Source organism: Nocardioides sp. DN36, from assembly GCF_055380375.1.
Genome location: NZ_AP043823.1, coordinates 2,504,815 through 2,529,384, shown reverse-complemented (window position 1 = coordinate 2,529,384; position 24,570 = coordinate 2,504,815). Strand labels below are relative to the sequence as shown.

Annotated in this window: 18 protein-coding genes and 1 tRNA gene; 10 read left to right on the top strand and 9 right to left on the bottom strand. The window is 72.7% G+C overall.

Annotated elements, in window-relative coordinates:
- Positions 1 to 61 precede the first annotated feature (61 nt).
- Entirely contained in the window at positions 62 to 1,138 is a 1,077-nt protein-coding gene (locus ACZ43H_RS12985; RefSeq protein ID WP_464583360.1) for a YihY/virulence factor BrkB family protein, read from the top strand.
- 164 nt (positions 1,139 to 1,302) lie between these two features.
- A complete protein-coding gene (locus tag ACZ43H_RS12980; protein ID WP_464583358.1) occupies positions 1,303 to 2,790 on the top strand; it encodes an MDR family MFS transporter in 1,488 nt (495 codons plus the stop codon).
- Positions 2,791 to 2,917: 127 nt separating this feature from the next.
- On the opposite strand, the gene ACZ43H_RS12975 is transcribed toward ACZ43H_RS12980, so the two are convergent.
- Positions 2,918 to 4,825, bottom strand: coding sequence for a DUF7507 domain-containing protein (locus ACZ43H_RS12975; protein WP_464583356.1), 1,908 nt, complete (start codon positions 4,823 to 4,825; stop codon positions 2,918 to 2,920).
- 215 nt (positions 4,826 to 5,040) lie between these two features.
- Here ACZ43H_RS12975 and gndA point away from each other — a divergent pair, with 215 nt between their 5' ends.
- The 3 genes from gndA (at position 5,041) to ACZ43H_RS12960 (ending at position 8,174) form a co-directional block, all read left to right on the top strand.
- Positions 5,041 to 6,477 (top strand): NADP-dependent phosphogluconate dehydrogenase, encoded by a 1,437-nt coding sequence (gene gndA, locus ACZ43H_RS12970; RefSeq protein ID WP_464583354.1) that lies wholly within the window; start codon positions 5,041 to 5,043, stop codon positions 6,475 to 6,477.
- Positions 6,478 to 7,341 carry an aldo/keto reductase gene (locus tag ACZ43H_RS12965; RefSeq protein WP_464583352.1) on the top strand — a complete coding sequence of 288 codons (864 nt, stop codon included), beginning with the start codon at positions 6,478 to 6,480 and terminating at the stop codon, positions 7,339 to 7,341.
- Positions 7,342 to 7,529: 188 nt separating this feature from the next.
- Positions 7,530 to 8,174 carry a methyltransferase gene (locus tag ACZ43H_RS12960; RefSeq protein ID WP_464583350.1) on the top strand — a complete coding sequence of 215 codons (645 nt, stop codon included), beginning with the start codon at positions 7,530 to 7,532 and terminating at the stop codon, positions 8,172 to 8,174.
- A gap of 13 nt (positions 8,175 to 8,187) precedes the next feature.
- Here the strand turns inward: ACZ43H_RS12960 and ACZ43H_RS12955 are convergent, their stop codons facing one another.
- From ACZ43H_RS12955 to ACZ43H_RS12945, 3 genes are all read right to left on the bottom strand, one after another.
- Positions 8,188 to 8,406 (bottom strand): CDGSH iron-sulfur domain-containing protein, encoded by a 219-nt coding sequence (locus ACZ43H_RS12955; protein ID WP_464583348.1) that lies wholly within the window; start codon positions 8,404 to 8,406, stop codon positions 8,188 to 8,190.
- A complete protein-coding gene (locus ACZ43H_RS12950; RefSeq protein WP_464583346.1) occupies positions 8,403 to 9,365 on the bottom strand; it encodes an iron-containing redox enzyme family protein in 963 nt (320 codons plus the stop codon). Before ACZ43H_RS12950 ends, ACZ43H_RS12955 begins: the two co-directional genes overlap by 4 nt.
- A gap of 185 nt (positions 9,366 to 9,550) precedes the next feature.
- A complete protein-coding gene (locus ACZ43H_RS12945; RefSeq protein ID WP_464583344.1) occupies positions 9,551 to 11,809 on the bottom strand; it encodes a sensor histidine kinase in 2,259 nt (752 codons plus the stop codon).
- Positions 11,810 to 11,989: 180 nt separating this feature from the next.
- Between ACZ43H_RS12945 and ACZ43H_RS12940 the strand changes: the two genes are divergently transcribed.
- Positions 11,990 to 13,162 (top strand): RCC1 domain-containing protein, encoded by a 1,173-nt coding sequence (locus ACZ43H_RS12940; RefSeq protein WP_464583342.1) that lies wholly within the window; start codon positions 11,990 to 11,992, stop codon positions 13,160 to 13,162.
- A 68-nt stretch (positions 13,163 to 13,230) separates the two neighbouring features.
- On the opposite strand, the gene ACZ43H_RS12935 is transcribed toward ACZ43H_RS12940, so the two are convergent.
- Both ACZ43H_RS12935 and ACZ43H_RS12930 read right to left on the bottom strand, forming a co-directional pair.
- Positions 13,231 to 13,306 (bottom strand) — tRNA-Lys (locus ACZ43H_RS12935).
- Positions 13,307 to 13,366: 60 nt separating this feature from the next.
- Positions 13,367 to 14,938 carry a phytoene desaturase family protein gene (locus tag ACZ43H_RS12930; protein ID WP_464583340.1) on the bottom strand — a complete coding sequence of 524 codons (1,572 nt, stop codon included), beginning with the start codon at positions 14,936 to 14,938 and terminating at the stop codon, positions 13,367 to 13,369.
- A 117-nt stretch (positions 14,939 to 15,055) separates the two neighbouring features.
- On the opposite strand from ACZ43H_RS12930, the gene ACZ43H_RS12925 reads away from it, so the two are divergent.
- A complete protein-coding gene (locus ACZ43H_RS12925) occupies positions 15,056 to 17,077 on the top strand; it encodes an ATP-binding protein (protein WP_464583338.1) in 2,022 nt (673 codons plus the stop codon).
- 67 nt (positions 17,078 to 17,144) lie between these two features.
- Positions 17,145 to 18,089, top strand: a complete 945-nt coding sequence (locus ACZ43H_RS12920) for a pirin family protein (protein ID WP_464583336.1) — start codon at positions 17,145 to 17,147, stop codon at positions 18,087 to 18,089.
- 19 nt (positions 18,090 to 18,108) lie between these two features.
- On the opposite strand, the gene ACZ43H_RS12915 is transcribed toward ACZ43H_RS12920, so the two are convergent.
- Complete coding sequence (locus ACZ43H_RS12915) at positions 18,109 to 19,071, bottom strand: IS481 family transposase (protein WP_464590815.1); 963 nt, start codon at positions 19,069 to 19,071, stop codon at positions 18,109 to 18,111.
- Between the two features lie 241 nt (positions 19,072 to 19,312).
- Here ACZ43H_RS12915 and ACZ43H_RS12910 point away from each other — a divergent pair, with 241 nt between their 5' ends.
- Complete coding sequence (locus tag ACZ43H_RS12910) at positions 19,313 to 19,591, top strand: hypothetical protein (RefSeq protein WP_464583334.1); 279 nt, start codon at positions 19,313 to 19,315, stop codon at positions 19,589 to 19,591.
- A 68-nt stretch (positions 19,592 to 19,659) separates the two neighbouring features.
- Entirely contained in the window at positions 19,660 to 22,416 is a 2,757-nt protein-coding gene (locus ACZ43H_RS12905) for a DEAD/DEAH box helicase (protein WP_464583332.1), read from the top strand.
- Positions 22,417 to 22,423: 7 nt separating this feature from the next.
- On the opposite strand, the gene ACZ43H_RS12900 is transcribed toward ACZ43H_RS12905, so the two are convergent.
- Together ACZ43H_RS12900 and ACZ43H_RS12895 are read right to left on the bottom strand one after the other, a co-directional pair.
- Positions 22,424 to 23,308, bottom strand: coding sequence for a bifunctional helix-turn-helix transcriptional regulator/GNAT family N-acetyltransferase (locus tag ACZ43H_RS12900; RefSeq protein ID WP_464583329.1), 885 nt, complete (start codon positions 23,306 to 23,308; stop codon positions 22,424 to 22,426).
- A 93-nt stretch (positions 23,309 to 23,401) separates the two neighbouring features.
- Complete coding sequence (locus ACZ43H_RS12895; protein ID WP_464583327.1) at positions 23,402 to 24,409, bottom strand: hypothetical protein; 1,008 nt, start codon at positions 24,407 to 24,409, stop codon at positions 23,402 to 23,404.
- Positions 24,410 to 24,570 lie beyond the last annotated feature (161 nt).

Genomic DNA, 24,570 nt, shown 5'->3' with positions numbered 1-24,570 from the left:
GGGGACGACAGAGCCGGCGGGGGCCACGCGTGCCCCTGCGGCGGGTGGGTACGAACCCGTCATGAGCAGCCCCCGACACCTCGACACCAGGCCCCGGTCCGAGAGCGTGGACGAGCAGCCCGACTCGCCGCTCGAGCTCACCCGGCGGTCCTGGTTCTACGTCGCCCGCAAGACCCTGCGCGAGTTCTCCAAGGACCAGTGCACCGATCTGGCGGCCGCGCTGACCTACTACGCCGTGCTGGCGATGTTCCCGGCCGCCATCGCGCTGCTGTCCCTCGTCAGCCTCGTGGGTCAGGGGACCTCGACGGTCGACACCCTGTTGAAGATCATGAGCGACATCGGCGCGTCGTCGCAGGCCAAGACGCTGGAGCCCACGCTGGTCCAGCTCAGCACCTCCTCCGGCGGGGGGATCGCGCTGATCCTCGGTCTCGCCGGTGCCGTGTGGTCGGCGTCGGGGTACGTCGGCGCCTTCGGACGCGCCATGAACCGGATGTACGAGGTCGAGGAGGGTCGGCCGATCTGGAAGCTGCGCCCCGTCATGCTCGTGGTCACGCTGGTGCTGGTGCTCCTCGCGGCGATCACGATGCTCGGCCTCGTGGTGTCCGGGCCGGTGGCCACGGCGGTCGGTGACCAGATCGGTCTCGGCTCGGCTGCGCTCCTGGCCTGGAACATCGCCAAGTGGCCCGTGCTGCTCCTCATCGTCGCCCTGATCGTGGCGATCCTCTACTGGTCGACACCCAACGTCCGCCAGCCCCGGTTCCGCTGGATCAGCGTCGGAGCCACCGTCGCCATCGTGGTGTGGGTCCTGCTCTCGGCCGTCTTCGGTCTCTACGTCGCCAACTTCTCCTCCTACGACAAGACCTACGGCTCGCTGGCCGGCGTCATCGTCTTCCTGCTGTGGCTGTGGCTGACCAACCTCGCGCTGCTCTTCGGCGCGGAGCTCGACGCCGAGCTCGAGCGCGGTCGCGAGCTGCAGTCGGGCATCGCGGCCGAGGAGACGATCCAGCTGCCCCCGCGGGACGCGCGCAACATCAGGAAGGCGGAGAAGAAGCGGCGCAAGGACATCGAGAAGGGCCGGCAGATCCGGCTGCAGAACGGCGCCGCCGACCAGGAGGAGAACCAGGCGCAGAAGTCGTAGGGCGACGGCCGGCACCGGCGGCCCGACAGGATCGGGCGGTCACCGCCACCGGGAAAAGGTGTTGAGGACGTTCCGCGGATCGGGTTGAGTTCCGGACCGGACGGCGGGACGACGTCCCGCCGCGGCCGACGGCCGCATCTCACCCTCGATCGTGAAGGACCGCCATGTCTTCTCCGGCCCTCTCGGGCACCGACCAGCCGCGTGACTACGGCGTCCTCCGCTGGCTGGTGGCCGCCACGTTCGTCGTGATCCTCAACGAGACGGTCATGTTCAACGCGCTGCCGAGCCTGATGCGCGAGTTCTCCGTCGACGTCACGACGGCCCAGTGGCTCTCGACCGCGTTCATGCTGACCATGGCCGTGGTCATCCCCGTCACCGGCTGGTTCCTCCAGCGCGTCACGACCCGGCAGGCGTTCGGCCTGGCCATGGCGGTCTTCTGCGCCGGCACCCTGATCGCGGCGGTGGCCCCGGTCTTCTGGGTGCTGCTCCTCGGCCGCGTCGTCCAGGCCTCCGGCACGGCGGTGATGATGCCGCTGCTGATGACGACGCTGATGACCATCGTCGCGCCCGAGGACCGCGGCCGCGTGATGGGCAACGTGACCCTGGCCATGTCCGCGGCGCCGGCCCTGGGACCGACGGCGTCGGGCTTCGTGCTCGAGTTCGCCAGCTGGCGCTGGATGTTCGGCATCGTGCTCCCGATCGCCGCGACCATCGGCCTGGTCGGTGTCACCCGGCTGCGCAACGTGGGGGAGCCCCGCGCCGGCTCGGTCCACGTGCCGAGCGTCGTGCTGTCGGCCATCGGCTTCGGGACCCTGGTCTACGGGCTCAGCAAGTTCGGCGAGGGTGGCGACGCCCGCGTCGAGGGCGCGGTGCTCGCGATCGTCGGTCTCGTGTTCGTCGTCGGCTTCGTCGTCGTACAGCTGCGGCTGCAGCGGGACGGGGAGCCGTTGCTCGACCTGCGCACGCTCCGCCGGCCCACCTACCGCCTGTCCCTGCTGGTCATGGCGTGCGCCTTCGCCGGGATGTTCGGCTCGATGCTCATCCTGCCGGTCTATCTCCAGAACCTGCGCGACCTGAGCACCCTGCAGACCGGGCTGATGATGATGCCGGGCGGCCTCGCGATGGGACTGCTGGGCCCGCGTGTCGGCCGCTGGTTCGACGCGTACGGCAGCCGCCGGCTGGTGCTGCCCGGAGGCACCGGGGCGATCGTGTCCCTCGCGATGCTGACCCAGGTGGACCTGTCGACGCCGATCTGGTTGATCCTCGTGGCGCACGTCCTGCTGATGGTCTCGCTGGCGCTGATCTTCACGCCGGTCTTCACCCTGGGGCTCGGCGACGTCCCGCCGCACCTCTACTCGCACGGCAGCTCGCTCTTCGGGGCCCTGCAGCAGGTCGCCGGCGCGATGGGCACCGCCGTGGTGGCGACCCTGATCGCCCTGCGCACGACGCACCTGCTCGAGCAGGGTGAGGACGCGCTCTCGGCGCAGGTCGGGGGCATGACCGCGGGCTTCTGGTTCGGGGTGGGCCTGACCGTCGTCGTCCTCGGCCTCCTGTCCCGGCTGCCGAACCGGGCCGCGGCCCCGGCGCCCGCGCCCGACGCGCAGCTGCCCGCGCCCGCGGAGACCGTGCCGCTGCAGGCACCGGAGAGCTGAGGCACCCTCGCAGGCTCGGTCCGCGGCCGGGCCGCGTGGCCGATCGACCGTCCCGGGACGCGACGAGGGCCGACTCCCATTGCGGGGGTCGGCCCTCGTCGTCACGGTGCGCGCTCGGCGCAGCGGCTCACCGCACGCGCACCGTGAAGACCTTGGTCGTGGCGCCGGTCACCGCGTCGGTGCCGTCGACCGCCAGGCGGTAGCGGAAGGTGCCCTTGCGGGCCTGCCGGCCGAAGGTGACCCGGGCGGCGCCCTCGTCGTCCGACCTGACCGTGCGGACGTCGGTCCAGACGCCGTTGGTCAGGCGCTGGAGCGTGAGGGGCTCGTCGTCGGCCTGCTGGACGCTCACCGCGTCGGAGGTGACTGCGTCACCCTTCTGCACGGTGACGGTGCTGGTGCGCCAGCCGGCGATGGTCGTGACGCCGACCGGGAGGTCCGTGGTGGCCGGGTCGCCGTCGTCGGTGACTAGGCAGCGCACGGTGCCCTGCCAGTGGTAGTTCGTGCCGCCGACCTGCGTCCAGACCACGGAGTACGACGTCACACCGGCGGGCCAGTTCCGGTGGCTGGCGTAGGGGAAGGACGTGGTGCCGCCCCAGAAGCCGTCGTTGTTGTGGAAGTTCAGGGTGACCTGGCCCTTGTCGGTCTGGACCCGGACGTTCACGTCGTTCGCCTGGCCGTCGGGGATGTTCGACGGGTAGTCGACCGTCAACGCCGCGCAGGACGGGTCGTCGTACTTCCAGTCCCAGCTGAAGTCACCCGGGACGGTCGGGTCCGTCGGGTCGGTGGGATCCGTGGGGTCGGTCGGGTCGGTCGTCGGCTCGTAGGTGTCGATGGTCGCGCTGGCGGTGCTGGTGGCGGCGGAGCCGGTGGCCGGGGTGCCCGACGCGGTGGCCGTGTTCACGATCGTGCCGGTGGCGGCCTCGGCCGCGGTCACGGTGTGCGTGGCGGCGGGGAGGGCGGGGCAGGTGGTGGTGGCGCCGACGGCCAGGGTGGCGACGCAGGTCGCGCCCGAGGCCAGGGCCGGGATCATCGGGTCGGTGACCTTGACGTCGGTCAGGGGCACGTTGCCGGTGTTGGTGACCGAGAAGCCGTAGGTGAGGGTCTCGCCCTCGGCGGCGAGGGTGTCGTCGTCGGCCGAGTCGGTGACCGACTTGGTCAGCTGGAGCGCCGGCGCCGCGGCCGGTGCGGCCTTGGTCGCGATGGTCGCCCGGGCGTTGCCCGTGGCCGTGACGGAGGTGCCGCCCGACGACTTCGCCGCGGCGCTGGCGGTGTTGACGACCGAGCCGGCCCTGACCTCGGCCGCGGTCACGGTGTGCGTGGCGGCGGGGAGGGCGGGGCAGGTGGTGGTGGCGCCGACGGCCAGGGTGGCGACGCAGGTCGCGCCCGAGGCCAGGGCCGGGATCATCGGGTCGGTGACCTTGACGTCGGTCAGGGGCACGTTGCCGGTGTTGGTGACCGAGAAGCCGTAGGTGAGGGTCTCGCCCTCGGCGGCGAGGGTGTCGTCGTCGGCCGAGTCCTTCACCGACTTGGTCAGCTTCAGCGCCGGCGCCGGGGCCTCGCAGCCCTGCACCCAGAAGACCTTGGACTTGGTCCGGTTGCCCTGGGAGCCGGGCGTGTCCACGGTGAGCTTCACGTGGTAGCCCTGCTGCGCCTGCGGCTGGCCGTCGAAGGTCATCACGTAGGTCTGTCGTCCGTCCAGACCGGCCGCGCTGGCCCCGCCGGAGTTGTCGTCACCACCGACCCAGACCGTCTGCTGCCCGCTCACCTTGAGGCCGATGTCCTTGGTCGGCGCCCACATCTCGAAGCTGACCTGGGAGACGATGTCGGACCCTGCGTCGTAGCCGTACCACTCGACGGTCACCGAGCAGCCGTCGATGTGCGGGTCGTTGCCCGGGGTGTCGATGTCGCCGAGCTCGGCGATCTTCACGGTGCCGTTGTTGCCCTTGGGGTTGGCCGCCGTGGCAGCGGACGGGACGAGGGCGGCGGCGGCCGCCATCGCCGTGACGGCGACGAGGGCTGCGAGGCGGTGGCGCACGTGGGCTCCTGCTTCTGCGCGGACTGCTGGGACGAGCAGGAGCGTTCCACGCGCCCTACGGCCTGAAGCCGTTCTTCGCCGAACCTTCCGCGGACCTTGAGGCTTTCTGGAGGAAGCCGCACCGAATGCCCGGTTCCGGGTACGGGAATGCCTGACCGCGCCGCCGGTTGTCTTCAGGTGGTAGCCCCGCGAACGCATCGACGAGAGGACCCACCGTGCCCGAGGAACTCGCCACCATCGGACTGACCGGACTGGCCGTGATGGGCCGCAACCTGGCCCGCAACATCGCCCGGAACGGTCACCGCGTGGCCGTGCACAACCGCACCACCGCCAGGATGACGTCCCTCCTCGAGGAGTACGGCGACGAGGGCGACTTCGTGGGCGCGAAGACCCTCGAGGAGCTGGTCGCCGCGATCGAGCGGCCGCGCGCGATCATCGTGATGGTCAAGGCCGGCGACCCCACGGACGCGGTCATCGACGAGCTCGTGCCGCTGCTCGACGAGGGCGACATCGTCGTCGACGCGGGCAACGCCCACTTCGCCGACACGGTGCGCCGCGAGCAGGCCCTGGCCGAGCGTGGCCTGCACTTCGTGGGCATGGGCGTCTCCGGGGGAGAGGAGGGCGCCCTGCACGGCCCCTCGATCATGGTGGGCGGCTCCGAGGAGGCCTACGAGCGGCTCGGCCCGGTGCTGCGCGACATCGCCGCGCAGGTCGACGGCACCCCCTGCTGCACCCACGTCGGCCCCGGCGGGGCGGGTCACTTCGTGAAGATGGTGCACAACGGCATCGAGTACGCCGACATGCAGCTGATCGCCGAGTCCTACGACCTGCTGCGCAGCGTCGTCGGGCTGGAGCCGGCCGAGATCGCCGAGGTCTTCCGCGGTTGGAACGACGGCGACCTGGAGTCGTTCCTCATCGAGATCACGGCCGACGTGCTCACCCACACCGACCCCGACGGCACGCCGTTCGTCGACGTCGTACGGGACGCGGCGGACCAGAAGGGCACCGGGCGCTGGACGGTGCAGAGCGCCCTCGACCTCGGGGTTCCGGTGACCGGCATCGCGGAGGCGACGTTCGCGCGCAGCCTGTCCGGGCACACCGAGCAGCGCGCGGCCGCCCGCGCCGTGTTCACGACCGGTCCCGAGGCGGTGGACGTCGGCGACCGGGACACGTTCGTCGACGACGTCCGCGCCGCCCTCTACGCCTCCAAGGTGGTCGCCTACGCGCAGGGCTTCGACCAGATCGCGGCCGGTAGCCGCGAGCACGACTGGGGCATCGACCCGGGCGGGATGGCCACGATCTGGCGCGGCGGCTGCATCATCCGCGCCCGGTTCCTCGACCGGATCCGCGAGGCGTACGCCGCCGAGCCGGACCTGACCACGCTGCTCACGGCGGAGTTCTTCGCCGACGCCGTGACCCGCGGCGCGGACGCGTGGCGCCGCGTGGTCGCGACCGCAGCGCGGGCCGGGGTGCCGACCCCGGCGTTCGCCTCGTCCCTGGCCTACTTCGACGGGCTGCGCCGCGAGCGGCTGCCTGCGGCGCTGATCCAGGTCCTGCGCGACGACTTCGGTGCGCACACCTACCAGCGCATCGACCGAGAAGGCACGTTCCACACCGACTGGGCGGGAGACCGCTCCGAGAAGGAGATGTGAATGACCACCGACAAGATCGCCACCGCCTCCGGCAGCTTCACCATCGGCGGCGACCTGCCCGTCGTACGCCTCGGCTACGGCACCATGCAGCTCACCGGCGAGGGCGTCTGGGGCCCGCCGAAGGACCACGACGAGGCGATCAGGGTGCTGCGTCGCGCGGTCGAGCTCGGCATCACGTTCCTCGACACCGCGGACTCCTACGGGCCGGTCGTCGCCGAGGAGCTGCTCCGTGAGGCGCTGCACCCGTACGCCGACGAGGTCGTGATCGCCACGAAGGCCGGACTGACGCGGCAGGGGCCGGGGATCTGGACGCCGCTGGGCAACCCGGCGTACCTCCGCCAGCAGTGCGAGCTCAGCCTGCGCCGGCTCGGTGTGGAGAGGATCGATCTCTTCCAGCTGCACCGCATCGACCCCGCGATCCGGCTCGAGGACCAGGTCGCTGAGCTGGCCACGCTGCGCGACGAGGGCAAGATCCGGCACATCGGGCTCTCCGAGGTGAGCGTCCAGCAGCTGCAGGACGCGCAGGCGGTCACCCCGATCGCCACCGTGCAGAACCTCTTCAACCTCGCGAACCGGGACGCCGAGGAGCTGCTCGACCACTGCGAGAAGGAGGACATCGGGTTCATCCCGTGGTTCCCGCTGGCCACGGGTGAGCTGTCGAAGGAGGACGGTCCGCTGGCCGCCGCCGCGAAGGAGCACGACGCCACCCCCTCCCAGCTCGCCCTGGCATGGCTGCTGAAGCGGTCGCCGGTGATGCTGCCGATCCCGGGCACCTCCAGCGTCGACCACCTGGAGTCCAACACCGCCGCGGCCGCCATCGAGCTGACCGACGAGGAGTACGAAGCCCTCTCGAAGGCCGTCTGACACGGCTCCGCGGAGATAGTCCGGCACGTTTCTGACGTGTCGACCACCTGGCTGACGTCAGGAACGTGCCGGACCATCCCCTGACGTCAGGAACGTGCCGGACTATCCCGTGACGTCAGAAACGTGTTGGACTATCCGGCGGGAGCCGGGGTGGGTGTGGGGCGGCGAGCGGCGGGTACGTCATCGCCATGACCAGCCTGCACGAGCTCGGGGAGGGCGTCCTGCCGCGCAGCGCGCCCTTCGGTGACCTTCTGATCGACTACGACGCCCGGGTCCTCGAGCCGCGGCCGTGGACGGCGGCCCAGTCGCGGTGGGCGGCCGAGCTGCTGCGCAACGCCCCGGCGGGGCCGGCCCTCGAGCTGTGCGCCGGGGCAGGGCACATCGGGCTGCTCGCGATCCGGCACGAGCCCCGGCCGCTGGTGAGCGTGGACCTGAACCCCGTCGCGTGCGACTACGCGCGGGCCAACGCCGAGCGCGCCGGGCTCGCGGACCTGGTCGAGGTGCGCGAGGGAGCCATGGACGAGGTCCTCGAGCCGCACGAGCGCTTCGCCCTGGTCATCGCGGACCCGCCGTGGGTGCCCCGGGCCGAGACCGGGCGCTACCCCGAGGACCCGGTGCTCGCGATCGACGGGGGCGTCGACGGGCTCGACCTGGCCCGCCGCTGCTGGACGCTGGCCGGCCGGCACCTGCTGGCCGGTGGTTCGGCCGTGCTGCAGCTCGGGACCGTGGCGCAGGTGCGCCGGCTGGCCCGCGAGCTGCGGGGGACCACCCGGCTCAAGGTGCGCGAGTGGCGCTCCTTCGAGCGCGGCGTGCTCGTGGCGCTGCGCGCCTGACCTGCTGCCTGACCTACGGCCGAGCCTTCGGCGGCAGCACCTTGTGCGTCCCGTCGCACCACGGCTGGGAGGCGGACTTCCCGCACCGGCACACCGCGCTGACCGGCCTGCTCGTGCGATGGGTGCGGCCCTGGTCGTCCTGAACGACGTGGTCGCCGCGCAGCAGCAGCGGCCCGCCGGGGCAGATCACCACGTCCGGGTGCTCGATCTCCCGGGGCGGCTGGGCGCTCATGCCGCCCACTGGGCGAGCAACGTTCGGGCGACCCGGTCCTCGAGGTCGAGGCAGGCGAAGGCGCCGAGGAGCACGTCCGCGACGAGCGCGGGCTCGGCGGCGACCAGGCCACCGCAGATGGTGCGCACGGCCAGCTGCTCGTGCACGGCGTCGGCCTCCACGTGCTCGCGGTAGTAGTAAGCCATCTCGTCGGCGAGCCCCAGCCTCTCGATGCCCTGAGCCATCTTCCGCGAGGGCAGCGAGCTCGTGGCCTCGAACGCCGCCAGGTGACCCAGCGCGGCGCCGCGCAGCCGCCGGTGCAGCCCGAAGAGCGACATGGCGTTGTTCTGCTCGAGCACCTCCAGGGGTACATCGTCGACGTACGCGCCGGGCTCGGCGCTCAGGCCGCACGCCTCGAGTCCGCGGGCGAACAGGTGGGCGTGCAGCCGGTTCGGGTCGCCGGTGCCGTACTCGTCGTACTGCAGCTCGACCAGCGCGGCCTTGGTCGCGACCTCGAGCCGCGGGACGACCCAGGCGGTGGGGTCGGCCTCCTTGAGGTGGTAGACCGAGCGCAGCCGGAAGAGGTCGAGGACCTGCTCGACGTCTGCCTCGCGCTGGACGTACGACGCGAGCGAGGCGCCGTCGTGGCCCTCCACGTAGGCGAACAGCGTCTCCGCGAACCCCTCGCCGGACAGGTCGCCCAGCAGGCCGTCCGGAGCGGTCCAGCGCGCACGCAGGCGGCCCTCGAAGGACCGCTCGAGCCGGCGCCGCAGGGCCAGCAGGTCGGGGTCCCACTCGAGGTCGTCGTCGACGTCCTCGAAGCCGCGGTGGTGGAGCTCGTAGAGCGCCCACAGCGCGATCTGCTCGTCGTCGACGCTCTCGGGGGTGGCGGCGAGCGCCGGGGCGAGCTCGGCCGGGCGCACCCGCATCGCCTCGAACAACGACTCGCTGAGGGCGCCGCGCGCCTTGGGGGTCAGCATGGGGGAGAGGTACCCCGGCCGTCGGACCCCATGCTCGGCGGGCCGGTCGACCGCGGCCGTCGCGAGGGAGAAGGGCGCCGACCGGCCCGACGGGGGATGCAGGCCGGTCGACGCACCTCGAATGCTGCCCGGTCGTCGGGGCGGGCGCTCGGTGCGCAGGTACCGATCCGGCTAGTACATCCGCACTAGACGGCAGGGAGGTCGCCGGCGCGACTGCCGGGGAGCCACGTCGTCACCACCGTGCCGCCGCCGGGTGGGCTGCTGAGCGAGCACCACCCGCCGGCGACGGTCGCCCGGTCCTGCATGGTGAGCAGGCCGCGGTGGCCCGGGGTGGGCGGAACGGGGGCCGCGGAGAGCCCGACGCCGTCGTCGGCGACGGACACCTCGATCCCGCCGTCGCGACCACGGACGGTGACCGTGACGTGCCGGGCGCCGGCGTGCTTGCGGGTGTTGTTCAGCGTCTCCTTCGCGATCCGGTAGGCGATGGCCAGCACCGCGTTCGGCACGTCCGGCTCGTGCTCGCCGTCGACGGCCCACTGCACGTCGGAGAGCTCGAAGATCTCCTCCGCGGCGCGGGCCAGGGCGCCGGCGAGGCCGCGCTGGAGGTCGGGCGGCTCGAGGTCGAAGAGGAGGGACCGCAGGCGTTCGGTGGCGCCCGAGACGCTGGCCTGCAGGGGCTCCAGCGTCTCCAGCAGGTCGGGGGCGCGCTCGCGCAGCCGCCGGTTCAGCAGGCCCAGGCGCAGGTCGACCGCGGCGAGGGCCTGGACGGGGTCGTCGTGGACGTCGGCGGCGATCCTGGTCCGCTCGGCGTCCTGGGCGTCGACGAGCCGGGTGAGCAGCGCCTGCTGCTGCTCGGCCAGCTCCTGCCGCGCGGCCTCGGCGGCCAGGCGCTCGCTGATGTCGCGCTGCACGGTGGCCAGCGCGAACGGCTCGCCGCTCTCGGGGTCGTTCATGAGGAAGCTGGCGATCTCCACCGGGACCGGAGCCCCGCGGTGGTTGCGGAGCGTGGACTCGCCCTCCCAGTGCCCGTGGGCGACCACGGCGGGCTGCTCGACCTCGAGCGAGGCCGTGATCCCCTCCGGCGTCAGGTAGTCGACGATGGTGGTCTCGGTGACGTCCACCCCGGGATCGAGCCCGATGAGCTCGCGCCCGCCCGGGTTGACGTAGGTCACGGCCCCGTCCAGCCCGGCGATGGCGATGAAGTCGGGAGACGCCTCGACGAGCGCCTTGAACTGCATGAGGTCGGCGTTGACGGCACGCAGCGCGGCCTCCGTCGTACGCAGCTCGGTGACGTCCTTGGCGACCCAGGCCGTGCCCAGCGCGGCACCGGTGTCGGGGTGGAAGAGCCGGAAGACCTCCACCTGGGCGAGCATCTCGCGGTCGCCGAGCGGGAGCCGGAGGTCTCCGGACCAGCGGCCCGTCGACTCGATGCGATCACGCATCTCGGCCTGGACGTCCTGGTCGACGTAGCTCCCGACGGTCGCCCACACGTCCCCCGGAGCGACCTCGATCCCCGCCTCCTCGATGCGGGGATTGAGGTAGACGAACCGGTTGTCGCTGTCGGCGATGGCGACGAGGTTGTCGGAGGCGTCGGCCAGGGCCTTGAACTTCACCAGCTGCTCGCGGTCCTCGCGCTGCGCCTCCAGCAGGAGCGCGTTGTCGAGGGCCAGGGCGCACCGGTCGGCGATGTCCGCGGTGAGGTCGAGCCGGTCGTCGTCGAAGACTCCCCAGCTCCCGGACCGGGTGATGTCGATGGCACCCACGAGGTGCCCGCGGGAGCGCAGCGGGACCCGGAGCATCGCGCGTCCCGGGACGGTGTGGACCACCTGGAGGACGCCGAGGGGCTCCACCTCGGTCAGGGTCAGCGGTGCCTGCTGCTCGCCCTCGCCCGGTCCCTCGACGCCGTCCCGCGTCCATCGGGCCCGCGCCTCGAGGTCGTCGCAGCCGCGGACGCGCACCCAGACCGTGGCGGTGTCCGCGAAGGGCTCGCCGACCGACCGGGCCACCATCCGCACGAGCGCGTCCGGGTCGAGGACCTCACGGTTCATCGCGGCGGAGATGTCGGCGAGCATCGTGGCCCGCTGCCGGGCGGCGCGCAGCTCGGCCTCGGCCTGCCGCTGCTCGGTCACGTCGGTGCTCACGCCGAGAGCGCCGGTGATGGCACCGTCGGGACCGTGCACCGGCTCGTAGTAGACGGTCAGGATCCGCCCGTGGAACTCCCGCTCGACGCTGAAGGTCTCGCCGGCGAGGACCCGGCGGAGCGCCGCGAGCGACCGCTCGTCGTCGGCGTACACCTCGAAGAGGTCCCGGCCGACCAGCTCGCCCGGACGCACCCGCAGCGGTCCCAGCCCGGGACCCGTCGAGAGGGTGCAGCGCCCGGTGGTGTCGAAGCCGAAGATGACGTGCGGTCCCATCGCGGGACCGCGCTCGGCCGGCTCGTGCATCCCTGGCCCCCTCCGGTGGTGTCGGGCGACGGTGCCTCGACAGACGGTGGCGGCCATCGTAGGCATGAGCGACCCGAAGCGGTCGTCTTCGGACCGGACCGGGCGGTCTCCTACCCGATGGAGGTCATGACGCGGGCACGGCCCCGTTCCTAGGCTGGGCCCCCTGCCCACGGAGGACTCATGCACGGACACTGCAGAGCGGTCAGGATCGTCCTCGGCCTCGTCCTGGCGCTGACGGGCGCGCTCGCGATCGCCGCGCCGGACGCCCAGGCCCTGGCTCCCCAGGCCCTGGCACCTCCCGGGGTGCCCTGGACCTGGGGCGGCAACTCCTACGGCCAGCTCGGCATCGGGACCACCTTCCCGCGCCTCGTGCCGGGGCCGGTGAGCACGTTGGGTGACGTGGTCGACCTGCACGGCGGTCGCGAGCACGTCGCTGCCCTCCGGTCCGACGGCACGGTCTGGGTGTGGGGCAGCAACGCGCAGGGCCAGCTCGGCCTCGGGACCTCCGGGAACAGGCTCACCCCGACCCGGGTCACCTCGCTGAGCGGGGCCGTCGCGGTCGAGACGGGGCACAACCACACCGTCGTGCTCCTCGGCAACGGGACCGTGTGGACCGCGGGGCTCAACTCCGACGGCCAGCTCGGCGACGGGACGACGACCAACCGCCGCTCGTTCGTGCGGGTCCAGGGCCTGAGCGACGCCGTGCTCATCGCGGCGGGTCGGGACATGTCCTACGCCGTGCGCGCCGACGGCACCGTCGTCGGCTGGGGCCGCAACGCCGAGGGGCAGCTCGGCGACGGCACGACGACCCGGCGCCTCACGCCCGTCCGGGTCGGCCAGCTGACCAAGGTCACCGCCATCGCGGGTGGCCGGGACCACGGCCTCGCGGTGCGGTCCGACGGCTCGGTGTGGGCCTGGGGCGCCAACAGCTACGGCCAGGTGGGCGACGGCACGCAGACGAACCGGAGCTCGCCGGTCCAGGTGGCCACCGGCGCCGTCGACGTGAGCGCCGGCGCGCACCACTCCCTGGCGCTGCGCGGCGACGGGCGGGTCCAGTCCTGGGGCCGCAACTACCGGTCCGAGCTCGGCGACGGCACCACCACCGCCCGCCGGCGGCCGGTCTTCGTGCTCAACGTCTCCGGGGCCACCTCGATCGGGGCCGGTCGCGACACCGGCATGGCGGTGCTCGGCGACGGCACGGTCCGGATCTGGGGTCACGACGCGAGCGGTCAGCTCGGTGACGGCGGCACCGCCAACCGCTCGACACCCATCGTCCTGCGCGGAGTCAGCGGCGCCACCAAGGCGGCCGGCGGAGGGGCGGCGTACTCCACCGCGCTGGTCGACCACCGGTGAGGTCGGGCGGGTGCGGACAGTGTCCTGGAACGACGAAGGGCCGGTCCTCAGGACCGGCCCTTCGTGGGTGGTACGGCATCAGGGACTCGAACCCCGAACCCGCTGATTAAGAGTCAGCTGCTCTGCCAATTGAGCTAATGCCGCGTGCGGTGAAGCGAGAAGAACTCTAGCAGCGGCCGGCCCGCGAGGAGAAATCGGGGGCGGTCACCGGGACTCGAGGACCGCCTGCGCTGCGTTGTGGCCGCCGATGCCGGAGACGAACCCTCCGCGCCGGGCACCGGAGCCGCACAGGAGGACCGACGGCGCCTCGGTCTGCACGCCCCAGCGCTGCGCCGGCGTGTCGAGCCGGGCCCGGTTCGAGGCCCACGGCCACTCGAGGTCGCCGTGGAAGATGTGCCCGCCCGGCATCGCCAGGTCCGCCTCGACGTCCTGCGGGATCTTGGCCTCGATGCAGGGCCGCCCGTCGGCGTCCCGCGCCACGCAGGACTCGATCGGCTCGGCGAAGTGCTCGTTGAGCGCGGCCAGCGCCCGCTCGACGGCGAGCGCCTTGGTGGCGGCCCGGTCCTGCTCGAAGAGCGCCGCCGGGGTGTGGATGCCGAAGTAGGTCATGGTGTGCATGCCGGCCGGGGAGTCGCCCAGGATCGAGGGGTCGGTGAGGGAGTGGCAGTAGACCTCGCCCGGCATCGTGGCGGGCAGCCGCCCGGCCGCGGCGTCGTCGTACGCCGCCTGCAGCTGGCTGTAGTCCTCGGCCACGTGGAGGGTGCCGGCGAATGCCACGGCCGGGTCGATGCCCGACCGGAGCCGGGGAAGCCGGTCGAGCAGCAGGTTGATCTTGAGCTGGGTGCCCTGCGGCTTGCCGGCCGGGTCCTCACCCTCGCCGAGCAGGATCCCCAGCACCCACGGCGCGACGTTGGCGAGGACGAACCGCGCCGAGGCCGTGTGGTCCCGGCCGCCGTCGTGCCAGGTCACCTCGGCGCCGTCGCCGGTGTCGCGGATGCCGCTGACGCCGGCCGACGTGACGATCTCGGCCCCCGCCGTCGTCGCCGCCCGGGCCAGGGCGTCGGTGACCGCGCCCATCCCGCCGACGGGCACGCGCCACTCCCCGGTCCCGTTGCCGATCACGTGGTAGAGGAAGCAGCGGTTCTGCACCAGCGACGGGTCGTGCACGGACGCGAACGTCCCGATCGCGCTGTCGGTGGCGACCACCCCGCGGACCGTGTCGTCGGTGAAGCGCGACTCGATGACCTCGCCGAGCGGCGTGGTGACGAAGTCGCGCCAGATGCCGGGGTCGACGTCGGCGCGGATCGCCTTCTCGGTCGGCAGGGGAGAGAGCAGCGTGGGCGCCACCACGTGCGCGAGGTCGGCCACGTCGGCGTGGAACTCGCGCCAGGCGTCGTACTCCGCGTCGCCGCCGGTCAGCTCGGCGAACGACCGTCGGGTCGCCTCGCCCTCGGGCCGCTCGACCAGCAGCCCGGTCGGCTCGCCGTTCCGGACGACGGGCGTGTACGACGAGGTCGAGCGGGACGCGAGCCGGATGTCGAGGTCGAGCTCGTCGACGAGCTGCTCAGGCATCAGCGAGACCAGGTAGGAGTAGCGCGAGAGCCGCGCCGGCTGGCCGGGGAACGCCGTCGCCGACACCGCCGCGCCGCCGGTGTGCGCCAACCGCTCGAGGACGAGCACGGAGAGTCCCGCTCGTGCGAGGTAGGCCGCCGAGACCAGGCCGTTGTGTCCGCCGCCGACGACCACCACGTCGTACTGCTGCTTCTGCGAAGTCACCACGTCAACCTAGCCGTCGCGGTCACGGGTGGGGCAAACCGGCGATCCGCCCCGCGAGCGGGTCAGCGTGTGTTTGGATCGTGAGGGTCGGTGTCCCGGTTCAAACAGGAGGCTCGGGTGCTGCATGGCTGGCCGGCGCGCGCTGCGCTGCTGTTGGGTCTGGTGTTCCTGCTGGGCCTGGCCGCAGTGAACGCGGTGCCCGACGGAGGGCACGGCATCGGTCTGTGGCCCGTCGGCGGAGCCACCGCCGCGCTGGTGCTGGCCCCGCGCCGCTGGGCGCCGCTCCTCGCGGCCGCCGCCGGCGTGGTCGCGATGGTCACGTTCGCGCTCGGGGGGCTGCCCACCGCGTTCTCCATCGCCGTGGCCGTCGGCACCGCCGTCGGCGTGTGGGCCGCCTGGCGTGGCCTCGTGCACGGCGGGGAAGAGCCTCCCGGTCTGCTCACCAGCGCCGACCTGAAGCGGTTCTTCTCCAGCGCCGCCCTGGGCGCCGTCGTCGTCGCGGCGGCCACCGCCGTCGGTGCGGCGCTGTCCGGGCGGGGGGATCCGGCCCTCACGGCGGTGACCGTCGGCATGGCCCAGGTGGCCTCGCAGCTGACCGTGCTGCCGTTCTTCCTCCGGCTGCCTGCTCACGGGTCGGTGGCGCCGCCTGTCGAGCGGGTCCTGCAGTGGTTCCTGCTGGCCACGGTGACGCTGGTCATCTTCCTGCCCCACGACTTCCCCAGCCTGGTGTTCGCGATCCTGCCGCTGTTGGCCTGGGGCGGCCTGCGCGCCAACCCGTGGGAGGCGCTGGCCCAGAGCTTCGTGGTCTTCGCCATCGCCATCCAGCTCACCAGCTTCGGCTTCGGCCCCTTCGCCGACGTGGTGCAGGAGTACGGCCTCCCCGTGGACGCCCGCCCGATCCTGCTCGCCCTCTTCGGCCTCGACTGCGCCGCCGTCGTGGTGCCGATGGTCCAGATCGTCGGGGAGCAGCTCACCCTCGCCCGGGAGGCGGCCGCGGAGCGCGACAAGGTGCAGAACATCGTCAACAGCGCGACCGGCGTGGCCATCATCGGCACCGACGCCCAGGGCCGCATCACCCTGTTCAACCCCGGTGCGCAACGGCTGCTCGGCTACTCCCCGGACGAGGTGCTGGGGAGGTCCCCGGCGATGTTCTACAGCCGGGAGGTCGTGGCCGAGAAGGCTCGGGAGCTCGGGGTCCACGCTGAGATCCGCGAGCTCGCCGCGGCGATGGCCGTGCCCACGCTGGCCGGCCAGGAGATCCCCTTCCTGCGCAAGGACGGCGTTGAGAGGACGCACTCGGTGACCCTCACGCGGATGGTCGGCGGCCGCGGCGAGCACGCCGGCTTCGTCAGCACGTCCGAGGACGTCACCGACCGGGTCGAGCTGCGGCGCACCCTGATGGAGGCGCTCGACGCCGAGCGCACTGCGGGGGAGCGGCTGCGGGAGGTCGATCGGGTGAAGGACACCTTCGTCGGCAGCGTCAGCCACGAGCTGCGCACGCCGATCACCAGCATCGTCGGCTACCTCGAGATGCTGGAGGAAGGGGAGTTCGGCGACCTGTCCGCGGCGCAGGCCGACGCGGTACGCCGGGTCAGCGCGAACAGCTCCCGGCTGCTGCTGCTCATCGACGACCTGCTCACGCTCTCCCGGGTGGAGGACGACGGGCTGGTGCTGGCCGACCGGGCGCTGGACCTGCGCGCGCTGGTCCGGGCCGGCCACGACGTGGTGTCGCCCTCGTGGGAGGCCCGCGACCTCAAGGTCCACCTCGAGCTGCCGGACGACCCGGTGCCGTTCCTGGGCGACCGGGACATGATCGAGCGGGTCGTGGTCAACCTGGTCAGCAACGCGGTGAAGTTCACGCCCGACGGCGGGCGGGTGCGAGTCGACCTGACCGCGGACGGCGACACCGCGCTCATCGAGGTGGCCGACACCGGGCTCGGCATCCCGGCGGAGGAGCAGGGCCGGATCTTCAGCCGGTTCTTCCGGTCCTCGCTGGCACAGAAGCAGGCGATCCCGGGCAGCGGGCTGGGCCTCTCGATCGCCCGAGCGGTCGTGGAGAAGCACGGCGGTCGCGTCGAGCTGGACTCCGCCGAGGGCGAGGGCACGACGTTCCGGGTGTGGCTGCCGGTCGTGGTCTGAACCCCCCTGCCGGAATATCCAATCTTCAACTATCGTTGGGGATGGTGACTTCCGAGGAGGTGGGCCGATGCCCGCGATCACCGTTCCCGACCTGACCGTGCTCGACCGGATCCGCACGCCCGGGCTGGGCGACCAGCCGCGCCCGGTGTGGCAGGTCACCACCGCTCCGCAGGGCTACGAGGGGGAGGGGTTCCCGGTGCGGCGCGCGTTCGCCGGCATCGACCTCGCGCACCTCGACCCGTTCGTGATGATGGACCAGATGGGCGAGGTGGAGTACGCCCCGGGCGAGCCCAAGGGGACGCCGTGGCACCCGCACCGCGGCTTCGAGACCGTCACCTACATCATCGACGGTGTCTTCGACCACCAGGACAGTCACGGCGGCGGCGGCACCATCACCAACGGCGACACCCAGTGGATGACGGCCGGCTCCGGGCTGCTCCACATCGAGGCGCCGCCGGAGTGGCTGGTGCAGAAGGGCGGCCTGTTCCACGGCATCCAGCTCTGGGTGAACCTCCCGCGGGACGCCAAGATGAACGCCCCGAAGTACCAGGACCTGCGCTCGGGCGAGGTCGCGCTGCTGACGACGAACGACGCGGGCTCGCTGGTGCGGGTCATCGCCGGCTCCGTGGACGGCCACGCCGGCCCGGGATCGACGTACACCCCGATGGCGCTGGCGCACGCCACCATCGAGCCGGGCGCCCGCCTCGACCTGCCGTGGGACGTCGACTTCAACGCGCTGGTCTACGTGCTCAACGGCCACGGCACCGTCGGTGACGGGACGCCGGTCCACACCGGGCAGTCTGCCGTCCTCGGCGCGGGCGACTACCTGACCGTGACCGCGGACCGCAGCCAGGAGAGCCGCTCGCCGAAGCTCGACGTGATCATCGTCGGTGGCCGTCCGATCCGCGAGCCGCTGGCCTGGGCCGGGCCGTTCGTGATGAACACCAAGGCCGAGGTCCTCCAGGCCTACGAGGACTTCCAGAGGGGCCACTTCGGCCACATCCCGGCCTAGTTGTACTCGGCTGACACGTTCATGACAGTCGGTCGATCGGGGGCAGTCCTCCGATGGCTGAGTGGCGTCGTCGATTGTTGTAGAACTCCATCCAGGGCGCCAGCGCTGCGGAGCGCTCGTCGTTGGTGAGGAAGACCTGGCGATAGGCCCATTCGACCTGCACGGTCCGGTTGAACCTCTCCACCTTCCCGTTCTGCCACGGGCAGTGCGGACGGATGGTGAGGTGGGTAGCACCCAGGGTCTTCACGGCTGCCTGGAAGTCGCGGGAGCGGGTGTAGTTCTTGGCGTTGTCGCTGATGACCTGGCGCACCGCGATGCCGTGGCGGGCGAAGAACTCGCCGGCGCGGAGCAAGAACCCTGCACATGTCGTGCCTTGTTCGTTAGGCAGGATCTCGGCGTAGGCCAGACGTGAATGGTCATCGACCGCGGCGTGGACGTAGTCGTAGCCGACCGCCTGGTGGCCGCTGACGTGGTTCTCGCGTCCTTGGCCCAGGGCTCGCCAGCCTCCGCCGTCGGGGATCTTGCCTAGCTTCTTCACGTCGATGTGGATCAGGTCACCGGGATGCTCGCGTTCGTATCGAAGAGCGGTGGTCTTGCTGGCCCTGATGATCTCGCCGGTCAGCGGGTCGCACTCGCGCAGGTAGGGCACTTGATGGCGGCGCAGGATCGCTGAGACCGTCCGCGGCGGTAGTCCGAGTTCGGGGCCGATCCAGTCCTGCCCGCGTCGTTCCGTGCGCCGCAGCTGGAGCACTTGCTGCTCAGCCTGGTCAGTGGTGCGCCGCGGGCACCGGTGCGGACGTGAGGATCGATCGGCCAGACCGGCCTCGCCCTCGGCACGGAAACGAGCCACCCAGCGGTGCGCGCACTGCCGAGAGACGCCGAGTTCCTTGGCAACGTGAGCCACAGGTCGGCGGTCATCGATCACGCGTGAGACGAGCAGACGACGACCGTGCAGGTTCAGGCGGGCGTTAGCGTGGGCCACGAGGACCTCCTGGTTGGTGAAGACGTCAGACATCTCCACTAAGCCGGGAGGTTCTCCTGATTCACAAGACCCGAACCGTCACCAACGTCCCTGCCGAGTACACCTAGTCGCCGCCCCGCACCGCCTCGGTCAGGACTCCCGCCCACGTGGTTCGTGCCCGTTTCGGGGGCGGGAGTCGCCCGTCGCCCCTACCCTGAGCGAGTCGCCCGGACCGCTCGGGCGGGGAGGAGGGCGGCGCCGGATGAGCAGCTCGATGCTCTACACCATCGGGACCGCGCTGAACCACGCGCGCGACCACACGCTCGAGGTGGACCTGCTCGTCGGCGGCCAGTGGATGACGGGCGTCGTCGCGGCCGTCGACGGGTTCGGCGTCCTGCTCGTCTCCGACGGTGACCATGCCGTGGTCCGCGCGGAGGCCGTGTCCGCAGTGCGGATCGCAGGTGGCCCGCCGCAGCGGTCCGAGATCGCCTCCCACGTCCGCCCGATGCCCGGTCCCGAGCCGGCCGGGACCCGCGACTGACGACCGCAGCACCGGATCGAGGGCGTCGGCGCGTCCCCAGCGCCGTGGCTGCAGCATGATGGGCCGCTGTGACCGGACCCGAGCTGCGCCGCCACCAGGCCGAGGCGCTCGCCGCGCTGGACCGCAGGTGGGCGGCGCGGACGACGCGGACGTGGGTCACGCTGCCACCCGGCGCGGGCAAGACCCTCGTCGGGCTGCGCACCGCGGCCGCGATGCTGGCCGACGGCAGCGTGTCCCGGATGGTGGCGTTCGCCCCCAACACCGCGATCCAGGGGCAGTGGGCCGCCCAGGCGTCCGCGCTGGGGCTGGAGGTCGGGACCGACCGGGTCCTCGACGAGCCGGTGACCGCGCTGACCTACCAGTCCCTGGCGGTCTTCGACGCCGACGCCGAGGTCGACGACGACGGCCTCGAGGGCACCCTGCTCGCTCGCCTGCACCCCGGGGGCCGGGCGCTGGTCGAGGAGCTGTCCGCCTGTGGCCCGGTGCTGCTGGTCCTCGACGAGTGCCACCACCTCCTGGAGGTGTGGGGCCGGCTCCTGGCCGAGCTGCTCGACCGGCTGCCGCAGGCCGTGGTCCTCGGCCTGACCGCCACCCCGCCCGCGGCCCTGCCGGCCGACCAGGCTGCGCTGGTCGAGGAGCTCTTCGGGGACTGCGCGTACGCCGCGTCCATCCCGGCGCTCGTCCGCGAGGGTGACCTGGCGCCGTTCAGCGAGCTGGTCTGGCTCGCGACACCGACAGCGGCCGAGTCCGCGTGGCTGGCGGAGTCCGCGACGCGGTTCGCCGAGCTGCTCACCGACCTCGTGGACCCCGGGTTCGGCTCGACGCCGTTCCTGTCGTGGCTCGACACGCGGTTCACCGATCTCGACGTGCCCTGGCTGAGCGTGCTGCGGACCGAGCCCGAGCTCGCCCGGGCCGCGCTGCGCGCCCATCACGCCGGCATGCTGGCGCTCCCGCCCGGCGCCCGCCTCGCCGAGGAGCACCGGGTCGACCCCACCTCGGACGACTGGGTCCGGCTGGTCGAGGACTGGCTGTCCCGGTGCGTGCGGCCCTCCTCCGACCCGGCGGACGAGGAGGTCCTCGAGGCGGTCCGGCGGGCCCTGCCCTCGGTCGGCTACGTGCTGACCCGGCGCGGCATCCGGAGGGGCCGCTCGGTGGTCGACCGGGTGCTGGCGAGGTCGGAGTCCAAGACGGTGGCGGCCACCGCGATCGTGGCCCAGGAGCAGGCGACGCTCGGGGACCGGCTGCGGATGCTCGTGCTCTGCGACCACGAACGGGCCTCGGCGCTGCTGCCCGCGGACCTCGACCGGGTGATGGACGCCCAGTCCGGGTCGGCGGTCGCGGTGGTCGCGGGCCTGGTCGCGGACCCCGGCACCACCGGCCTCGACCCGATGCTGGTCACCGGGTCGACGGTGGCCGCCTCGGCGCACACCCTGGCGGCGTTCCGGGAGTTCGTCGCCGCGCGTCCCCGGGCGGCGGAGGCCGACCTCGCCGCGCGCCTCGAGGTCCAGCCGATGCCGGAGGCGGACGGGCTCGTGCGCCTCGTCGGCCCGTGGTCCAGCCGCACCTGGGTGCGGCTGGTGACCGACTTCTTCACGGCCGGGGGCACCCGGGTCCTGGTCGGCACCCGCGGCCTGCTCGGCGAGGGCTGGGACGCCCCTGCGGTGACCGGCCTGGTCGACCTCACCGCGGTCACCACGACCACGGCGGTCACCCAGACCCGGGGCCGTGCGCTGCGCGTCGACCCGGCCTGGCGGGAGAAGGTGGCGGTCAACTGGACGGTGGTGTGCGTGGCTGACGACCACCCCCGGGGCGGCAACGACTGGGACCGGCTGGTCCGCAAGCACGCCGGCTACCTGGCGCTCGACCAGACCGGCGAGGTCACCGACGGGGTCGCCCACTGCGACTCCCGGTTCTCCGCCTTCGCCCCGCCCGACACGGCCGACTTCGACGCGATCAACGCCGAGATGGTCGTGCGGAGCCAGCGGCGGCACCTGACCGCGGAGGCCTGGGCGGTCGGCACGCCGTACGTCGACGCCGCGGTGCCGGCGATCCGGGTCCTCGCCGAGGAGCGGTCCCGGCTCGGGTCGGCCAGCGAGCCGGCCCCGGTGGTCGCCGGCCCGACGGCGCTCGCGGTCCGGGACACCGCACTGCTCGCCGGCAGCCCCTGGCCGGCGCTGCTGCTCGCGGTGGGCGGGCTGTCCGGCGCGGGGGCGCTGCTCGCGGGACACCCCGCGCTCCTCGCGGTCGGCGTCATCCTGCTGGTCTCCGGCTGGTTCGTCCGGCGGGCACAGCGCCGGGCCCGCGGGACGAGGGTGCTGGCCGCCGCCTGCGTCCCGCCCTCGGTCGCCCAGGTGGCGTGTGCCGTCGCCGACGCCCTGCACGCGGCCGGCCTGACCCCGGCGGGCTCGGACTCGGTGCGGCTGCAGGTCGAGCCCGGCGGCGAGTACCGCTGCGTCCTCGAGGGAGTGGGGGAGAGCGAGGCCGAGACCTTCGCGATGGCGGTCGACGAGGTGATGAGCCCGCTCGGCACGCCCCGCTACGTCGTGCCCCGGTGGGTCGTGCCCCCGGGTCCGTGGTCGGCCAGGGCCGCGCTCGCGGCCGCCTCCGGCCGTGCGGAGGCGACCGCCGAGACCTGGCACGCCGTGCCGACCGTGCTCGGCGTGAACGCGGGGCGGGCGCGGGCGTTCGCCCGGGCCTGGCAGCACTGGGTCGGGGGCGGCGAGGCGGTCTTCACCGGCTCGCCGGAGGGCGCCGGCGTGCTGGCCGCGCAGGCAGGGACCGACCCGTTCGCGGTGACGACGCTGATGCGTCGCCACTGGGGCTGACCGACACTCAGGCCAAGGACTTCTCGAAGAACGCCTGCGCGTAGGGGTTGTCGTTGTAGCGGTCGATGCGCCGGTAGCCCGCCCGCTCGTACATCGCGATCGCCTCGGCGAGCGTGCCGTTGGTGTCGAGCCGGACCGTTTCGTAGCCGAGCGCGGCCGCCTCGCCCTCGAGGTGGCGCAGCAGCCGCGACCCCAGGCCGGCGCCGCGCAGCGCCGGGTGCACCCACATCCGCTTGATCTCGGCGGTGCGCGGGTCGAGGCGCTGGACCGCGCCGCAGCCCACCACGCGGTCCTCGTCCCGGGCCACCACGAAGATCCCCGCGGGCGAGGTGAACGCCGCGGCGTCGTGGGTCCACGCGTCCCCGGGATCGAAGCCGTCGAGGAAGCGCTCGTCGAGCTCGGCGAAGTAGCTGCGCACCGCGGCGACCGCCTCGGGGGCGCTCGCCGGGACCGGCTCGAGCTCGAGGGTCGCCGCCCGCACGAGCAGCTCGGCGGTGGCCAGGGCGTCGTCCAGGCGCGCCCGCTGGGACTCCGACAGCGGGGCGACCAGGTCGCGGGCCCGCTGTTCGGAGCGGTCCTCGAGCGTCTGCCACTCCTCGAGCCCGCGCCCGGTCAGGGTGGCCAGCCTGCGGCGTCCGTCCCCGGGGTCGGGCACGACCTCCACCAACCCCTCGTCGGCGAGCTGGCGCAGCAGTCTGCTCAGGTAGCCCGAGTCGAGCCCGAGCCGCTGCCGGAGCGCGAGCACGCCGGCACCGTCCGGCCCGATCTCGAAGAGCAGGCGGGCGGGACCGAGCGGGCGGCCGGAGCCGAGGAAGGATTCATCGAGGACCCCGACCCGCTGGGTCCAGGCGCGGTTGAAGCGGCGCAGGACGGCGTACGGCGATGCGGCCATCCTCTGACCTTAGTCAGAGACATAGAGGTAGACAACGGGGAGCCGCCGGTCGACGAGATGCTGGTTCTGCCCTCTGGAGCGCACGTCCTGTGGTCAGGGGAAGAGGCATCCGTTGGGGGCGACCACCTGCACCGACTGGGCATCGGTCGGAACCAGGTGCGTCATGGCGCCGGCTTTGTGACTCCATGCCTCGATGTATGGGAAGACCAGCCACCCGGAGCGGATGGTCGCCGTCACCGGAGCCAGTCCGACTCCCGGCGCGGTCGTGCCGCCAATCGCCACGGTCAGGCCCGCGCCGTCGTCGTAGATCGACCCGTCGACCCCTGCCCCGTCGGGCCAAGGAACGTAGGGCTCCTGCCAGCGACCGCCAGAGAGGTCCTCCCAGTGGCCCTGACCGGTGGCAGGGTCGACCGCCCAGATCCAGGCCTTCCACCAGATCTGGTCTCCGTAGCCGGCAGCATCGAGCAGTGCCCAGGGCAGTGGGTCGACGACCAGGGTGCCGCCGCTGCCGCTGCCGCTTCCTTGGCAGACAGCCTGGGTGTCGCGCCAGTAGACGTCGCCCTCCGCGCCCAGGACACCACTGCGTCCCTCGCTGCGCTCGTCGGCGTCTCCGGGATCGGGTGCCCTGCCGTGGGCGTCGCGATCACGCCACGGAGGCCTGTGCAGCCTGACCGGCCCGTGTGCCGCCGTCGTGCCGGACCTCAGGCGGGCGGCCATTCGGACCCCGTGCCGGGAGAATGCGGCCTTGGCGACGTGTCGGGGCAGCCTGAACTTCACCGCCGCGTGATGGTGATGGCAGTGGAAACGGCGCGTGCCCAGGCGGTGTCCGTCACGCACGCGCAGCTTCACGACGCCGTGGGCGCGGCACGTCACCTGAATCCGCAGCTTGCGGTGGCCGGTGCGGAGAAATCCGCCGGTGATGGCGGTGCGCCGGGCGGCGTGCGGGGCGCGGGTTCGGGTGGCGACAAGCGCAGTCTGCGCGGGTGTCCTTCGAGTCATTGCCGCGGTCAGCGCGACGCTGCGTCGAGGGCTCGACGAGGTGCGGTGGGCGCCGGGGCGTGACCCGGCCGCAGTTCCCCCGATCGTCAAAGCGGCGGTCATGGTCACCACGGTGGCTGCCACTGCCGTCCGTCGCAGGCGTCGCCCACGCCTCCGAGTCCGTCGTTCCTGGGGTGCGCGGCTGCGGCCACGCGTGCCACAAGTGGTCATCGGAACCTCCCGAGTTCGTGCAGCTGGAGTCTGGCGCCGCGCTGCGGGCAGTC

Coding starts and splice junctions, on each gene's coding strand:
- ACZ43H_RS12910 (WP_464583334.1), top strand. CDS start 19,313: ATGAGCAGCTCGATGCTCTACACCATCGGGACCGCGCTGAACCACGCG.
- ACZ43H_RS12945 (WP_464583344.1), bottom strand. CDS start 11,809: ATGCACGAGCCGGCCGAGCGCGGTCCCGCGATGGGACCGCACGTCATC.
- ACZ43H_RS12965 (WP_464583352.1), top strand. CDS start 6,478: ATGACCACCGACAAGATCGCCACCGCCTCCGGCAGCTTCACCATCGGC.
- ACZ43H_RS12980 (WP_464583358.1), top strand. CDS start 1,303: ATGTCTTCTCCGGCCCTCTCGGGCACCGACCAGCCGCGTGACTACGGC.
- ACZ43H_RS12985 (WP_464583360.1), top strand. CDS start 62: ATGAGCAGCCCCCGACACCTCGACACCAGGCCCCGGTCCGAGAGCGTG.
- ACZ43H_RS12955 (WP_464583348.1), bottom strand. CDS start 8,406: ATGAGCGCCCAGCCGCCCCGGGAGATCGAGCACCCGGACGTGGTGATC.
- ACZ43H_RS12950 (WP_464583346.1), bottom strand. CDS start 9,365: ATGCTGACCCCCAAGGCGCGCGGCGCCCTCAGCGAGTCGTTGTTCGAG.
- ACZ43H_RS12895 (WP_464583327.1), bottom strand. CDS start 24,409: ATGACCGCCGCTTTGACGATCGGGGGAACTGCGGCCGGGTCACGCCCC.
- ACZ43H_RS12920 (WP_464583336.1), top strand. CDS start 17,145: ATGCCCGCGATCACCGTTCCCGACCTGACCGTGCTCGACCGGATCCGC.
- ACZ43H_RS12940 (WP_464583342.1), top strand. CDS start 11,990: ATGCACGGACACTGCAGAGCGGTCAGGATCGTCCTCGGCCTCGTCCTG.
- ACZ43H_RS12900 (WP_464583329.1), bottom strand. CDS start 23,308: ATGGCCGCATCGCCGTACGCCGTCCTGCGCCGCTTCAACCGCGCCTGG.
- ACZ43H_RS12960 (WP_464583350.1), top strand. CDS start 7,530: ATGACCAGCCTGCACGAGCTCGGGGAGGGCGTCCTGCCGCGCAGCGCG.